This is a genomic window from Acinetobacter sp. KS-LM10, from assembly GCF_036896575.1.
Lineage (GTDB): Bacteria > Pseudomonadota > Gammaproteobacteria > Pseudomonadales > Moraxellaceae > Acinetobacter > Acinetobacter avistercoris.
Genome location: NZ_CP145906.1, coordinates 1,332,816 through 1,348,191, shown reverse-complemented (window position 1 = coordinate 1,348,191; position 15,376 = coordinate 1,332,816). Strand labels below are relative to the sequence as shown.

The window sequence follows — 15,376 nt, the reverse complement described above, 5'->3', positions numbered from 1 at the left end:
TAGATTTTTTTTTGAAACGTATGCTGTAACAAATATTAATGTATTGTTACGGTTAAATTTCGCGCAATAGTCCAAATTATGGCAAGCTAATTGTTCTTTGTTTTAGAGCCAACCGTTTTAGTATTTGAAACGGGGCTTGTTTTTATTTTGACCACATTTTATCACTTTACCCAAGTGATTATTGATTCTCGGATTAACTCGCATGAATAGCAAATCTCCTATTTTTACTGCACAATCTGATGTCGCTCTTCGTATTCACGTAGATCGCGCAGTTCGCCATTATTTTGCTCAATTGCAAGGCGAACAACCATCTCAAGTTTATGACATGGTGCTTGCAGAAATGGAGAAACCTCTTTTATCTGTAGTGCTTGAATATACACGTGGTAATCAGACACGTGCTGCTGAGATCCTCGGACTCAACCGTGGCACTTTACGTAAAAAGTTGAAAGCTCACGGTTTAATGAGTGAATAAATGATAAAATGCTTGCGATTTCCGCAGGCATTTTTTTTCACCTGTATTTCGCTAATTTGTTTTAAATTGTTTCCAAGAAGACTGTGACGAAGATCATGACTATTAAACGCGCTTTAATCTCTGTTTCTGATAAAACGGGTATTGTTGAATTTGCAAAAAACCTAGTAGCTCTAGGGGTAGAAATTTTATCTACGGGTGGCACTTATAAATTGTTGAAAGACAATAGTGTCGAAGTGGTTGAAGTTTCAGAGCATACAGGTTTCCCAGAGATGATGGATGGTCGCGTAAAAACGCTACATCCTAAAATTCATGGTGGTATTTTGGCGCGCCGAGGAATCGACGAAGCGGTAATGGCTGAACACAATATCGATGCGATCGATTTAGTGATCGTTAACCTATACCCATTTGCTGCAACGGTTGCTAAACCAAATTGTTCACTTGCGGATGCGATTGAAAATATCGACATCGGTGGTCCAACGATGGTTCGCGCTGCTGCTAAAAATCATGCATCGGTCGGTATTATCGTAAATGCATCGGATTACGACACTGTCGTTGCAGAAATTAAAGCAGATGGTGCTTTATCTCATGCAACGCGTTTCGATCTAGCGGTTAAAGCGTTTGAGCATACTGCACAGTATGATGGCATGATCGCATCTTACTTAGGTGCACGTGTGGGTAAAGAAGAAGGTCAGGCAGATAAATTTGCTCGTACTTTCAATACACAACTCAATAAAGTACAAGATTTACGTTACGGTGAAAACCCACATCAGTCTGCTGCATTTTATGTAGAAGACACAGCTTCTGAAGCTTCTGTTTCAACAGCGAAGCAGCTTCAAGGTAAAGAACTTTCTTATAATAATATTGCAGATACAGACGCAGCGCTTGAATGTGTTAAATCATTCGAAAAACCTGCCTGTGTCATTGTAAAGCATGCAAATCCTTGTGGTGTTGCTGTTTCTTTAGATGGAATCAAAGCTGCATATGATCTTGCTTATGCAACTGATCCAGAATCTGCATTTGGCGGCATCATCGCATTTAACCGTGAATTAGATGTTGCAACTGCCCAAGCTATCGTTGATCGTCAGTTTGTTGAAGTGATTATTGCACCAAGCATTGCTCCAGGCGTACTTGAAATAACAGGCGCGAAGAAAAACGTTCGTGTCCTTGTTTGTGGTGAACTTCCTGCAATTACTGAACGTCATTCACAGCTTGACTATAAGCGTGTTAATGGCGGTTTACTGGTTCAGGACCAAGACTTAGGTATGATCACCAAAGATGATCTTAAAGTAGTTACGAAAGTTGCGCCAACTGAAGCTGAAATTGATGACATGATTTTCGCTTGGAAAGTTGCGAAGTATGTTAAATCAAATGCGATTGTATATGCCAAAGGTCGCCAAACTATTGGTGTTGGCGCTGGTCAGATGAGCCGTGTTAACTCTGCTCGTATTGCCGCAATTAAAGCTGAGCATGCTGGTTTAGTGGTTGAAGGTGCTGTCATGGCATCCGATGCATTCTTCCCATTCCGTGATGGTATTGATAATGCTGCGAAAGCGGGCATCAAATGCATCATTCAACCGGGTGGTTCTATGCGTGATGAAGAAACGATTGCAGCAGCGGATGAAGCTGGGATTGCCATGGTATTCACGGGTATGCGTCATTTCCGTCATTAATTACTAAATCCTCCCTAACCCTCCTTTCATAAAGGAGGGTTTTCTATATCATAATAGAACGAAGGGAGTCCCTCTCGATTAGAGGGATTTAGGGGGATTCTATTTTTCAGGATTTTTAATAATGAATATTTTAGTTTTAGGTAATGGTGGTCGTGAACACGCACTTGCATGGAAAATCGCGCAAGACGATAAAGTCACTAAAGTGTTTGTTGCGCCAGGTAATGCAGGAACAGCAACTGAGCATAAATGCGAAAATGTAAATTTAAGCATTTTAGACAATGCTGCAATTATCGAATTTGCTAAAAATAATAATGTAGAATTGGTCCTTGTCGGCCCTGAAGCACCACTTGTAAATGGTGTTGTCGATGCATGTCGCGCAGCTGATGTGAAAGTTTGGGGCCCTACCCAGTTTGCCGCACAGCTTGAAGGCTCTAAAGCATTTGCAAAACATTTCTTAAAACGCCATAACATTCCTACAGCATTCTATGATGTCTTTACCGATGTCACTGAAGCCAAAGCTTTTGTTGAAAAAAATGGCGCACCAATTGTGATTAAAGCGGATGGTCTAGCTGCGGGCAAAGGCGTAATTGTTGCAATGACCAATCAAGAAGCTTTTGATGCAATTGATGACATGCTATCAGGCAATAGATTTGGTGACGCTGGTTCACGTGTTGTGATTGAAGAATTCCTTGCTGGTGAAGAGGCATCATTCATTTGTATGATTGATGGCGACAACATTCTACCTATGGCAACGTCTCAAGATCACAAACGCATTTTTGAAGGCGATCAAGGTCCAAATACTGGCGGTATGGGTGCTTACTCCCCTGCACCTGTTGTGACTGCTGAAGTTTTTGAAAAAGCAATGAAAGAAGTGATGCGTCCAACTGTTGATGGCATGAAAGCCGATGGTCATGTCTATACAGGTTTCTTATATGCAGGCCTCATGATTGATGAACAAGGTCAACCTAAAGTGATCGAATTCAACTGCCGTTTTGGTGACCCTGAAACACAACCCATTATGATGCGCTTAAAATCATCACTTGTTGATTTGGTTGAGGCAGGTATTGCCGGAAATCTACCCGCAGAAGCTGAGTGGGATGAACGAAAAACAGTTGGAATTGTACTTGCGTCTAAGGGCTACCCTGAAACGTCAAGTAATGATGATGTGATCTCTGGCCTTGAAACAGAAATGACTGATGCGAAAGTATTCCATGCAGGTACAAAAACCAATACTAATGGTGATGTTGTGACTGCTGGCGGTCGTGTACTTTGTGTGACAGCACTTGGTAATACAATTGGTGAAGCACAAGCTAAAGCTCTCGAGCTATGTCAAAAAGTAACGTTTGATGGTGTTCAATACCGCAAAGATATTGGTTACCGTGCAATTGATCGTGAAAATGCTTAATCTTGGTTTAGGTTAAATAAAAACCCCGAACGAATCGGGGTTTTTTATAAAAATATAGATCAAATATGGGCTTTTATCATCTATATCCATGATTAAAAATACACTTTTATAGAGGTTCTTTAAGATAATTTTTAAGTCGATTTTGTACTAATTTTTCAGTTAAATTATCTTTATAGCTAAAATAGATAATATCCACTCCATTTACTTTACTGAGTTGAAGCTTTTCCTTATCCCTTTGCTTTGTCCGTTTTAATCCTTTTTCTCCACCGAATAGATCGACAGCAAGATAGTGTTGTTGCCCTTGGTACTCAATCGCTAAATTAAGCTCTGGGATATAGACATCAAACCTTTGTCGACTCAACCAACTTGGTGATGCTTCTCTTTGTACCGTGTGTTGAGGAAATAGCAGATTGATGTAGTTAAACAATAAGGTTTCATTAACCCATCTTTCACCTATACGCGCTACACCTTTTAACTCTCTAATATGGTTTTCCGCATCCCTTTCACTAATGCCTTCCTGTATTGAGTGCTTTGTAATATATGCACCATATCTTCCTTTGAATACAGAACTTCCAAATACTAAGTCTGAATTTGTGTTAGTGCAAATGTGACAAATCGATTCTTTAAATGACTGCTTTTCTAATGCATTTTTAAGATGAGCATGTTTTACCATCAAACCATTCTGCTCTTTAAACATTGCATCTTTAAAACATAAGCAAAAGAAGCTTGCACCGGTCACTTTGTTATAGAAAGTCTGCCGCCACTCATAAAAACCTAATTTTGATGGTAATAAACTTTTTGGTGGTGTCATTCGTGAATTAAGCTTTGTTAACAATGCTTGAGGAAATTCAACGGAAAGAAGCCGTATTGATGTTTTGTTTTTGGTTTTCATTTTTGTATTTTTGATATTGTACTTCCTAGTAACACCTCCTCCATACAGAAAATCACATAATAAAATAAATGAAGGTAGTTTAACGTCTGTAACCTCTAGATCAGTGACCTTATCACTATGTAGCTCAAATTGAAGATAAGGGATAATCATTTTCCCTTTGTCTATATACTCTTTCAGCGATAAGTGATCATCATAGTACTCAAATGGGTAGTTATGCTTTATGTCTGTTATTAAGACTGAATCCGGAGTACTAAAAAAGTGAATAAGAGCTTCATATAAATCTTCAAAAACTGTTGTTTTTTCCCGCTTAAGATTCTCTTGGCATAATGTAAGAAAGTTATCTTCCGTAAATCCGTATCGCAACTCCATTTTTTATTCTTTGCCTAATGAAAAATACAACTAAAAGGCTATTAAGATTAATTGAGTTAGTCAAATTATTTCCAAAAAAGTACTATTCATTTATTTCTACTAAACACCAATTACATCATACTGTACTTTATGTTTTTTACTCTATGTGTCTAACAAACAAACATTTATAAATATTTAATATTAAAATCTTAATCGCAACCCCTCGCCTAATCCTCCGCCAATAGCAAGAATCCAACCCTGCCCCATTTATCCAAATGTGTACAGACGATGATGTCATGCGTTACTTCTATAAAAAGCTCAATGCTGATGAAGCCACTGCATTTATGAAAAGCTTAAAAGATGCAATCGAAACCCGTGTGTTGGGGTTTATTTGCCGTAGAACTGAAAGACACAGGTGAGTTTATTGGTTTTATAGGATTACATGTGGATCCACCTGAATTTGAGATGGCAGATGCATCTAAAATTGGTTGGCGTTTTACTTCCTAAATATTGGAACCAAGGTTATGCCACAGAAGGCGCAAAAGCAGTTTTGAAATATGCTTTTAGAACTCTACGCTTAGAAAAAGTCATTTCATTTACCGCAACTGTGAATCCACCCTCACAACGTGTGATTCAATAAATGGATTGGCACAAGTAAGGACGTTTGAATATCCCCCCCTACACTACACAGCCATATACTTTACGAAAAATGCGCAGTGACTATTTACATATAAAATTTTACTAACATCAATTCTATAAATTTGCATTATCCATGGCATTAAACGCGATCTTAAAGTTCATGTATCAGCTCAAAGGCCCTCACTGATGAAAGCTTTTGAGCATCTCAGCAGCTAATTATTTGACCTGACCCGTGGTCAGTTCTTGATTAAGAAGCTTTTTGACTTCTTTTTCAATGGTTTGATCTGATACAGATTTCGCAGCATAATCCTTAGCCTGACGCATAAATTGCGTATAATGTGCATTTTTATCATTATCTTTTTGTCGAGTAAAACGCAAGCCCAACACATCATTCTGCTTAAACGCATCCTCCCATGCTAAACGCACAGATTTCCAATAATTTTTATTCTTATCCCAATAAGCATACGCAGGTTTAAAATCAAAATTCTGGACACGTACATATTGGTTTACACCAAACTCACGCGCGACTGGGGTCTGAGTCTTAGCATCATATTTAATATTATCTTGCTCATGCACCCAGCCTTCAGCTGAAATAGCATGCCGATTAACACCTGTAATCGTATCATAATCGTCACGTGTGGTCAGTTCACGGCGCGGTAAAGGACGATACGTACTTTCAGATGTCCACGCTTCTACTCCATGATTGGACGTCCATAAACCCAAACCTGCATAGCGTGGCGAATCATCAACCTGCCAAACCGTTTGTAACCACTTACCTTTACTCTGTTCAGCAGTCAATGCGACTTTTTGCCATTGATAATTGCCTGCATAACGCCATGTGGTATTGGGCTGATACTCCCAATCTTGACGCCAATGTTTAATGACATGGCTTCCCGCCATGAGTAAATGCTGTAGTGAAATTTTATTTGGTGTATTTTCCAATACCACTACAGTTTCATAAGCCTTAGAGAGATCTGGTGGTTTCGTTTCATAATTGGCTTTCAGAGCATAAATCTCTTCGAAACGAAAAGAAACTTGATACTCACCTGCCATTTTCAAAATTGCTTGATGTGCTTGCTGTTGTGTTAACTGTTTAAATAATTCCACAGACTCAACCTGCGAAGTATTTTGTGTTAATGGCTTTTCTGCAAACACTGAGCTACCCCCAAAAGCTAGAAGTGCGCCGAGCGCATAACAAAGCTTGTGATTCATAAATTCTTCCTAAAAACAATATATCACTGATTTAATTCATATTAATTTTTTAAATTGTGACATTCTTAAATGTTATGAAATAAGTCCGTGCACTATTGTAAATCAATATGATAATCATTACCATTACCATAAGTTAATAATTATCATTAGTGATGAATTCTGTGAATCATTTACATGCCAATACCAAAATTAAACCTGCAGCATTATTCACTGCAATTTTGACACTGGGTGGGTTTCCCTTTCAAAATCTCATTGCAAATTCACAGTTAGAAAAGCTCAACACCATTGTGGTCACAGCAACTCGTTCTGAAAAAAAATTAATGGATAGCCCAATTCGTACGGAATATATTTCAGAACAAGAATTAAAACGAACCAATGCCCTAACGCTCAAAGACTCATTAGAAAATATCCCAGGTATTTTGCTTCGTGAAATTCACGGGAAGTCTGGTTATGAAATTTCATTACAAGGTCTTAGTAGTGATCAGGTTTTAATTTTAATTGATGGACTTCCTCTGGCTGCGAGTACCAGCTCTACTGTTGATCTAGACCAATATCTTGTAGGTGGTATTGACCATATCGAAGTCATAAAAGGTGCAGCTTCTGCCCAATATGGTTCCTCTGCTATGGGTGGTGTGATTAATATCATCACCAAAAAAGTGGAACATGGCGTTTCTATTTCAGCTCAAGTTGATATCGGGAGTTATGGCAAACAAAATGACAATGGAAAGTCTTCATCCATTAACAATCATCATGAAAAAATTCAAATCGATGCTTCAAACAGCGCCTTTAAAGGTCGAATCATCGGCGATCAATTAAAAAATAACGGCTTTTCGGTAAATCCTAATCAATATCCCCGACAAGGTGATGCGCAAAAACGACAACAGTACTCAATGTATGGTGCATGGGAGCCTTCTGACCAGTTCATGCTCTGGGCAGATTTCAATGACTACACTGAAGAAGACCATCAACGCAGCGAGGTGTTCATTACTCCTAAAATGGTAAAACAGTACAAACTGGAAGATATTGAACGCCAACGTTTCAGCGCAGGATCTAAATTCAAGCTTTTAGACGACTACCTTTTTGACCTCAAAGGAGTGCATGAGAGCTATGAAACTACTTCGACACAAACCACCGATGGTTATCTATCTGCATTAAGAAATTCTAATCAAGAAAACACCCATTTCAGCTCACAGCTCAGCTTACCCGAGTGGCACCAACAAAATTGGCAACTTGGCTATGATTGGCATGAAGAACAATTAGAACAAAGTAATAATGGAAAGTTTGAAATGCAAGGCGGTAAAGTTTCGCGTGATCGCCACGAATTTTATCTACAAAATGACATCAAACTTCGTCCAAATCTCGATACTGTTTTAGGTTGGCGTTTTCAAAATGATGACGATTTTGGCAGCCACAATGCATTTAAGCTCAGTACTAAATATCGTCTTCTAGAAGAGAACGATTGGCTGGCAGATTTTCGTTTTAGTTTTGGACAAGGCTATCGAGTACCCAATTTAAAAGAGCGTTTTTATTCTTTTGATCATAGCCACCTAGGCTACATTGTCATTGGTAATCCAAACTTAAAACCCGAGTCTTCTGATAGTTATCAATTGGGTTTTAATCTGATCCAACAAGAAAAATGGAATGCTGAAATCAATGTCTTCCTAAATGAAGTTCAGGACCTGATTCAGACCGATTATGACAATGCCACTACAGTGAACGGCATTACCCAATATAGTTATAGCAATGTGGCGAGAGCTGAAACCAAAGGTATCGAAACCTCAGCGCAATGGTTTATTTCTCCCAAATTTACTTTGACAGGCGCATATACCTACACAGAAGCAAAAGATCAAATTTCCAAACGTGAACTAACACGGCGCCCCAAGCATATTGCTCGTCTAGGTGCAGATTATGCAGTCAACGATCAACTAGACCTCACACTACGTACTCGCTATCAAAGCTCCGAATATGGTGACAGTGCCAATCAATACAGCTCACCCGATTGGTTTGCGCTAGATGGCCAAGTCGACTACCAATTCAGCCCATATTTAAGTGTTTTTGCTGGTATTGACAACCTATTTAATGAACAGCGCAATTTTGATACCACATTTGATTATCGTCCCATTGCAGGTAGATATACCTATATGGGCTTACGTTTTAACTGGAACAAAAATCTGAAATAACCCATAAAAGGACTCACTAAAATGAAATCTAATCTTCACCTTAAAACAATATTCACTTTATCAACACTTACTTTATTACTTACAGCTTGCGGTGGCGGAAGTGGTGGTGGCAATGATGGTAGCGGCGAAGTCGAAAAACCTCCAGTGAATCAGGATCTTTTTACGCTTAAAGCAAAGCAATGGACCATTAGCCCCGCTACCAATGATGCATATTGTTATGATATCGACAGTCAAGCAGATATTTCCTGCGATTCAACCGATTGGGATCTAAAATTTCACATGGAGGCACCTGCACCTAAACTTTATACCAATAGTGGTGTGAGTGGTTCAGGCAATGGCGGTGCTCTATATTCACCCTTTAATGCAAATTGGGAAACGCTATCTAAAGAGTTAGATGCATCCCAGGGTGGCACAATACCAGCCTCTGCTTGGATTACTGATGGCTATAGCAATGCTTTTATGGACACTAGTCGTAGCTTTAACAGCTTCTTTGAATATAATTTATTCGATGATCATCGTATGTCACCCAATTTTAAAACCTTCTTAGTGACCACTGATCCTAGCAGTAAAAATGTTGTTGGTACTTCCGCAAAACCTGTTTTTGCCGTTCAAATCATAAACTATTATAAAGGCACTGCATCTGGCTATATCACGCTACGCTATATCAACACAGCCACACCGAATGACATTAGAGAAATGCAAATTGATTCTACAAATGGTTGGAATTATATTGACTTAAATACAGGTGTTCAAAGCAGTCACTCCACAAATACTTGGCAAATTGCTTTTAACCGCTATAACGTTAAAGTGAATAAAGATACTGCTGGCAGTAGCGTTGCCAATCAACCCTCTGGTTTTTATGACGAAAAAGGTAACGTGATCATTGAAAAATTTAAAAACATGAATACTTTAGAAGACACTAAAGCAGACCTAAAAGCAGCAGCTACGGCGACAGTTACAAAATGGGGATCAAATTTAACGACTTCAGTTTTAAATCCATCCGTTCAAGGCAACTATCCGAATAAGCTTTCTTATGGCTGGTATGATTATCATCCAACACTCGCTACAGCTGAAGCAGCAGGATTAAAAGCTGCGCATGTTTTAGCTGCCAATCCAAATGCTGCGAGTATCATTAGAGGCAATAAAGGTAATAGCTATGCTCGCATGCATTTAAAAGAAATTCGTTATGCCGATCCAACAAACAATAAGACTCCAACCACATGGACATTTGAGTTTGATATTCAGCCTGCGAAATAATGTACTCAAACACACTATAATTTCATGCAGAACAGCGTAAATTTTTAATGCCGCTGTTCTGCATATATATTTTATATGATAAGAATATGTGAATGATATTTAATACACTCTTTAATCACTCAAAATTATTAAATCACACACATGAATAAATAAGGAGTATTAAACTTCTTTCATATATCAAAAAAAGATCATTGAGCAGTAATAAATTGATATCCAAAAACTCCATTCATCGGGAAGAAAGTTAGGATGAGGAAATACGGATTGTAAGCTTATAATATCCAAACAGCTTATGAAGCAGATCTATTGAACAGTTTTAAATGGTTATACAAGAACGCTCCTCCCTCTTGGAAAAGTCTAGAATGAGGGAATAATGCTTGTGCATTTATGGTCAATATATGACCTATTAAAGCAGCCTATTCAAATCTATATATTTTTTTTACACTTAATAAGATTAAATCAGCATTTAAAATGTCAAATTAAAAGATGTATAAAAATTAATATATTGTTTTCAATATTAAAATAATTAAATGTGGCACTTTCTTCAGCATTCCCAATAAAATTAGCGTTCTCTTTCATCCCTATAATGCTGACTCAAAAATTGCTATCATCAACTCAATTTGTAAAATAGTATGAAAGAAAAGAAGTCGCGAATACAGTTGCTTACTATTCACCACTTCGATTTTTCTACCATACGATGAAGATTTGATGACATACGTATATATCATTTGAAAGTTGTATACAGAAATCGATCAGACCGATTCAAGCTAGATTTAATCTCTCCATACAACAAGATGTAAATTTAAATCCAAGATTGAATTTACCTAGGAAAATATATGAAAAAACTACTCGGAATGGTATTGGGTTTAAGCGTTGCTTTGGCAGGGTGTACAAAACAAGAAACACCTGCATCTGAAACCCAAACGGCTGAAACCACAGAATTACAGACAGTAACGATGGCTTCTACTGGCTCAGACGCTGACATCTGGAACTATATAGCGACGCTTCCTGAAACTAAAGAAGCTGGTATTCAGTTAGAAGTCAAAAACTTTACTGACTATGTCTCTATGAATACTGCGGTTGCTAACAAAGAAATTGATATCAATGCATTCCAATCTTATGCGTATTTAGTTGCATTTAATGCAAACAATAAAGATAAGATTGCGCCAGTATCTACAACTTATTTAGAACCGATGGGGATCTACTCAAGTAAAGTTAAAAAAGTTGAAGAATTTGCTCAGGGTGCCACGATTGCCATTCCAAACGATGCAGCGAATGAAGCTCGCGCTTTATTACTGTTACAAACGGCTGGCGTAATCAAATTAAAAGCAGATTTTAATCCTGCTACGGGCACTCCAAACGATATTACTGAAAATGCAAAAGCGATTGTGATCAAACCAATTCAAATGGCGACAGCTGTTCGCGTAAAAGATGAAGTTGATGCTATCGTTTTAGGTAATACTTTGGCCCTTGAGGGTGGTTTAAATGTATTAAAAGATTCAATCTTTTATGAACCAATTGACCAAAGCACAAAGTTAAACGTCAATATTTTAGCTGTGGCTGAATCTCGTCAAAATGATCCTGTTTTACAAAAAGTTGGCGCGCTTTATCACACGCCTGCTGTACAAAAATTTATCCAAGATAAATTTGCAGGGACTAAAGTTGATGTGAACAAACCGATTAGCTATCTTACTGAAGCAAAATAGTAATATACTTATTTCATCTAAACAGGCAAATTAACTTTGCCTGTTTTTCTTTTATTTAAAGTTCTTGACGATATGATTGAATTTAAAAACATTTCAAAACACTATCAGCTAAAAGGTCAGACTATACGTGCTTTGGATCAAATTAACCTTCAGATCCCACAAGGCAGTATTTTCGGCATTATTGGCTACAGTGGTGCAGGCAAAAGCACATTAATCCGTTTGATAAATTTATTGGAACGTCCCAATGAAGGTCAAGTCGTGATTAATCAAAAAGATTTTACTGCATTAAATGCATCTGAATTGCGTCTTGAACGTGCCCATATTGGTATGATTTTTCAACATTTCAATTTATTACAGACCAAAACCGTGGCTGCTAATATTGAAATGCCGATGAAACTTCTAGGTTGGAATAAAACAGAACGCGAAAAGCGTCTAAATGAATTACTCGATTTCATCGATTTAAAACATAAAAAAGATGCATTTCCAGATGAACTATCGGGTGGTCAAAAACAACGTGTGGGCATTGCACGCGCTCTGGCCAATCATCCTAAAATTTTACTTTGTGATGAGGCAACATCTGCACTAGATCCTCAAACAACAAAGTCTGTACTCTCCCTCCTAAAAAAAATCAATAAAGAACAAGGCATCACGATCGTTATGGTGACGCATGAGATGGATGTAATTGAATCTGTTTGTGATTATGTTGCTGTCATGGAACAAGGCAAAGTGATTGAATATGGTTCAACTTTAGATATTTTCAGTCAACCGCAACATTCGACAACCAAAACCTTTATTCAAACGGTTTTGCACCAACAACTTCCAGTTAATATTTTAAATAATTTAGAAAATAAAAATCACCACAGTATTTATAGTCTGCAATTTTTAGGTTCTTCAGCTCAAGAGACTGTTGTCCAAACAGTGATTAAAACCTTCGATATTAGTTTAAATATTTTATTTGCAAATATGACTGAAATTAATGGTTCGGTGATTGGTCAAATGTTTATACAACTTTTAGGTGACCCCGAAATTATTCAACAAGCCATAGCCTTCTTTGAAAATCATGGCGTAAAAGTTGAACAATCAGGAGTTCAAATATGAGAGAGAGCATTGTACGCTGGCTGACTGAGCTCACCGCCCCGTTCTGGAAAAGTTCACTTTCAATAGACCAGTTTGTGACAGCAATGCAAGAAACCTTACATATGGTTTTTTTTGCGATGCTGTTCGGAACAATTTGGGGATTGATTCAAGCGATTGTTTTATTGGTTACGCGTCCCAATGGGATTTTAACCAATCGTGTGATTTATCACACCCTTAACCCTATAGTTAATGCTCTGCGTTCTCTTCCATTTATTATCTTATTAATTGCCGTTATTCCACTGACCAAATTACTCGTGGGCACATCGATAGGAACATGGGCAGCAATCGTTCCTTTGACTATCTATATTGGTCCATATATGGGGCGTTTGATCGAGACTTCACTGCTCGAGGTGAATGAAGGAATTATTGAATCTGCGCAAGCGATGGGTGCTACACCACTACAAATTATTTTCAAATTCATCTTACCTGAAGCGCGTAGCTCACTTATTTTAAACTTAACCACCGCAACGATCAGCTTGATTGGAGCAACTGCAATGGCGGGTGCCGTGGGTGCAGGTGGTGTTGGTGACTTAGCTATTTCTTATGGATATCAAAGATTTGACAGCAGTGTGGTTATTCTTACTGTTGTTGTATTGCTCATCATGGTTCAGATTGTTCAATCCTTAGGGGATTGGCTGTCCAGACTCAGATAAATGATATTAAATTCGATTTATCTCATTAAGATATTCAAAAAAACTCCCAAGCCAATAGCTTGGGAGTTTTTTTATTCCAAGTCATTTTCAAATTTAATGGTTTGCTTGAAGAATAAAATGACTTGAATACAGCCTGATTCTGCGCAGTTAAGTCTTAATCAACCCAGAGCGCTGCAATTTTTTCCATTAAACGTGCACGTAAAGGTGCAGTTGGATTACACGGATTACGAATCGTTTCATTTTCATAAAAGGCTTGCCAGTCTTTAACCATTTGTAGCGTTGTGCCCTTCTCTTTTATATCCTTCAGGTCTTCCTCTTGCACATTATTCAAACGCGCCTCAGCACCTTCAGGTCCTGTCGCCCAACCAATAACATCCTGACCGAAATTTGGAAGACTCATATTATGAGGTGTTTTCGGTATCGGCTTTCTTTGAATTGCTTCATTCACTTTACAATCCGGATCACGCGCATAGTCCGCAGTCTTAGGTATCTGCTTAACTGCACAACCACTTAGACCTAACATCATCAAACACGTCACAGCTAAAATCTTATACATCGTTTTACCTTCATTATTTATACAAATTTTTAAAATGAATCACATCTTAAGATCCAAGCGATTAATTCATTTTAATTGCTTTACCTCAAATTCATTGCATGACATCAAACCCTACACATCGCTTACTATACTGCTGTTTGGACGACTGTTGATTTCACTTTTACTTTAATGAAGCTGATTTGATCATTTTTTATAAACTATTCTTATAAACAAATTGTCATCTGTGATTGGTGTTAAATTTTCATTCTAAGCTGCATATCACACACAAAACCTAGCCAAATGATTTTAAAATTTATACACTGCCATAAAAGGAAAGGATTGAAGCAAAATGCATTTTAAAATTCATGTTATTGATGTTCAAAATCAACTTCAAAACTACATTTGGCTTTTAGAAGATACTCGAACTCAAGAGGTCATTGTTGTCGATCCTACTGAAGGAAAAATCGTTCATGATTATTGTCATCAGAACCAACTCAACATCCATCAAATATGGCTGACACATTGGCATAAAGATCATATCGGCGGCGTGCCAGAACTCATCGCCAATAAAAATATTCCTGTTTATGGTCCACGTGAAGAAATTTCAAAAATTCCATTCATTAGTCATCCTTTACAAGAGGCAGAACAGTTTAATTTTAATGACCTTAAAGTCGATATCATTTCAGTGCCAGGTCACACACTTGGTCATATCGTCTATTTTATTGATGAAATAGATACCTTATTTTGTGGTGATACGCTTTTTGCGATGGGTTGTGGACGTCTATTTGAAGGTACAGCTGAGCAGATGTACCAATCCCTCAACAGACTGGCTGCCCTGCCCCCACGAACACAAGTGTATTGTACGCATGAATATACGCTCTCTAACGCCAAGTTTGCTCTACACATTGAACCAGAAAATAAAAAGATACAAATTCGTGCTGAACGGGTTGAAAAATTAAGACAAGATCAGCAAATCACCCTACCTTCAACCATTGAACTAGAATTAGAAACCAATCCATTTTTAAGAGTAGATAGTGCTGCAGAATTTAAGAAAATACGGGAGATGAAGGACAATTTCTAAATTAATCATCCTTTAAATTTTGGACAATCTTATTTTTAAATATTTTTAATTTTGAGTAAGCAATGTTTCAACACTTTAAATTTAGACTTAGCCTATTCAACAATCCAAAATATTGAGAGGCTATAAGTAGCCTCTTACAAACACTTAGCTTTTGTTTAAATAATCATCGTCTTATGACAATTAACTTAGCAT

14 protein-coding genes are annotated in these 15,376 nt (G+C 37.7%); 11 read left to right on the top strand and 3 right to left on the bottom strand.

The window, feature by feature from the left end; genetic code table 11:
* Window positions 1-202: 202 nt before the first annotated feature.
* The 3 genes from fis to purD all read left to right on the top strand — a co-directional run bounded on the left by fis (window position 203) and on the right by purD (window position 3,547).
* The gene (fis, locus tag V5M36_RS06170) at window positions 203-472 is read left to right on the top strand and encodes a DNA-binding transcriptional regulator Fis (protein WP_001086304.1); all 270 of its coding nucleotides are present in this window, start codon (window positions 203-205) and stop codon (window positions 470-472) included.
* A gap of 95 nt (window positions 473-567) precedes the next feature.
* The gene (gene purH, locus V5M36_RS06165) at window positions 568-2,142 is read left to right on the top strand and encodes a bifunctional phosphoribosylaminoimidazolecarboxamide formyltransferase/IMP cyclohydrolase (RefSeq protein WP_338563111.1); all 1,575 of its coding nucleotides are present in this window, start codon (window positions 568-570) and stop codon (window positions 2,140-2,142) included.
* Window positions 2,143-2,263: 121 nt separating this feature from the next.
* A complete protein-coding gene (purD, locus tag V5M36_RS06160) occupies window positions 2,264-3,547 on the top strand; it encodes a phosphoribosylamine--glycine ligase (protein ID WP_338563108.1) in 1,284 nt (427 codons plus the stop codon).
* Window positions 3,548-3,653: 106 nt separating this feature from the next.
* On the opposite strand, the gene V5M36_RS06155 is transcribed toward purD, so the two are convergent.
* A complete protein-coding gene (locus V5M36_RS06155) occupies window positions 3,654-4,808 on the bottom strand; it encodes a hypothetical protein (protein WP_338563105.1) in 1,155 nt (384 codons plus the stop codon).
* A 339-nt stretch (window positions 4,809-5,147) separates the two neighbouring features.
* On the opposite strand from V5M36_RS06155, the gene V5M36_RS16060 reads away from it, so the two are divergent.
* Both V5M36_RS16060 and V5M36_RS16055 read left to right on the top strand, forming a co-directional pair.
* Window positions 5,148-5,294 (top strand): GNAT family N-acetyltransferase, encoded by a 147-nt coding sequence (locus V5M36_RS16060; RefSeq protein WP_445206313.1) that lies wholly within the window; start codon window positions 5,148-5,150, stop codon window positions 5,292-5,294.
* Entirely contained in the window at window positions 5,260-5,427 is a 168-nt protein-coding gene (locus tag V5M36_RS16055; protein ID WP_445206312.1) for a GNAT family N-acetyltransferase, read from the top strand. The genes V5M36_RS16060 and V5M36_RS16055 overlap by 35 nt, the downstream gene beginning before the upstream one ends.
* A 215-nt stretch (window positions 5,428-5,642) precedes the next feature.
* Here V5M36_RS16055 and V5M36_RS06145 read toward each other — a convergent pair whose 3' ends face one another.
* On the bottom strand, window positions 5,643-6,638 hold the full coding sequence (locus V5M36_RS06145; RefSeq protein ID WP_338563102.1) for a DUF6607 family protein: 996 nt from the start codon (window positions 6,636-6,638) through the stop codon (window positions 5,643-5,645).
* A 320-nt stretch (window positions 6,639-6,958) separates the two neighbouring features.
* Here V5M36_RS06145 and V5M36_RS06140 point away from each other — a divergent pair, with 320 nt between their 5' ends.
* The 5 genes from V5M36_RS06140 to V5M36_RS06120 all read left to right on the top strand — a co-directional run bounded on the left by V5M36_RS06140 (window position 6,959) and on the right by V5M36_RS06120 (window position 13,568).
* A complete protein-coding gene (locus V5M36_RS06140; protein WP_338564075.1) occupies window positions 6,959-8,818 on the top strand; it encodes a TonB-dependent receptor plug domain-containing protein in 1,860 nt (619 codons plus the stop codon).
* A 21-nt stretch (window positions 8,819-8,839) separates the two neighbouring features.
* Window positions 8,840-10,075 (top strand): HmuY family protein, encoded by a 1,236-nt coding sequence (locus V5M36_RS06135; RefSeq protein WP_338563100.1) that lies wholly within the window; start codon window positions 8,840-8,842, stop codon window positions 10,073-10,075.
* 833 nt (window positions 10,076-10,908) lie between these two features.
* Entirely contained in the window at window positions 10,909-11,778 is an 870-nt protein-coding gene (locus V5M36_RS06130) for a MetQ/NlpA family ABC transporter substrate-binding protein (RefSeq protein ID WP_338563098.1), read from the top strand.
* 72 nt (window positions 11,779-11,850) lie between these two features.
* A complete protein-coding gene (locus tag V5M36_RS06125) occupies window positions 11,851-12,876 on the top strand; it encodes a methionine ABC transporter ATP-binding protein (protein ID WP_338563095.1) in 1,026 nt (341 codons plus the stop codon).
* Window positions 12,873-13,568 (top strand): methionine ABC transporter permease, encoded by a 696-nt coding sequence (locus V5M36_RS06120; RefSeq protein WP_338563093.1) that lies wholly within the window; start codon window positions 12,873-12,875, stop codon window positions 13,566-13,568. The genes V5M36_RS06125 and V5M36_RS06120 overlap by 4 nt, the downstream gene beginning before the upstream one ends.
* Window positions 13,569-13,722: 154 nt before the next feature.
* Here V5M36_RS06120 and V5M36_RS06115 read toward each other — a convergent pair whose 3' ends face one another.
* A complete protein-coding gene (locus V5M36_RS06115) occupies window positions 13,723-14,124 on the bottom strand; it encodes a DUF4951 domain-containing protein (protein ID WP_338563092.1) in 402 nt (133 codons plus the stop codon).
* 328 nt (window positions 14,125-14,452) lie between these two features.
* Between V5M36_RS06115 and gloB the strand changes: the two genes are divergently transcribed.
* On the top strand, window positions 14,453-15,184 hold the full coding sequence (gene gloB / locus V5M36_RS06110) for a hydroxyacylglutathione hydrolase (RefSeq protein WP_338563090.1): 732 nt from the start codon (window positions 14,453-14,455) through the stop codon (window positions 15,182-15,184).
* The last annotated feature ends 192 nt before the right edge of the window (window positions 15,185-15,376 follow it).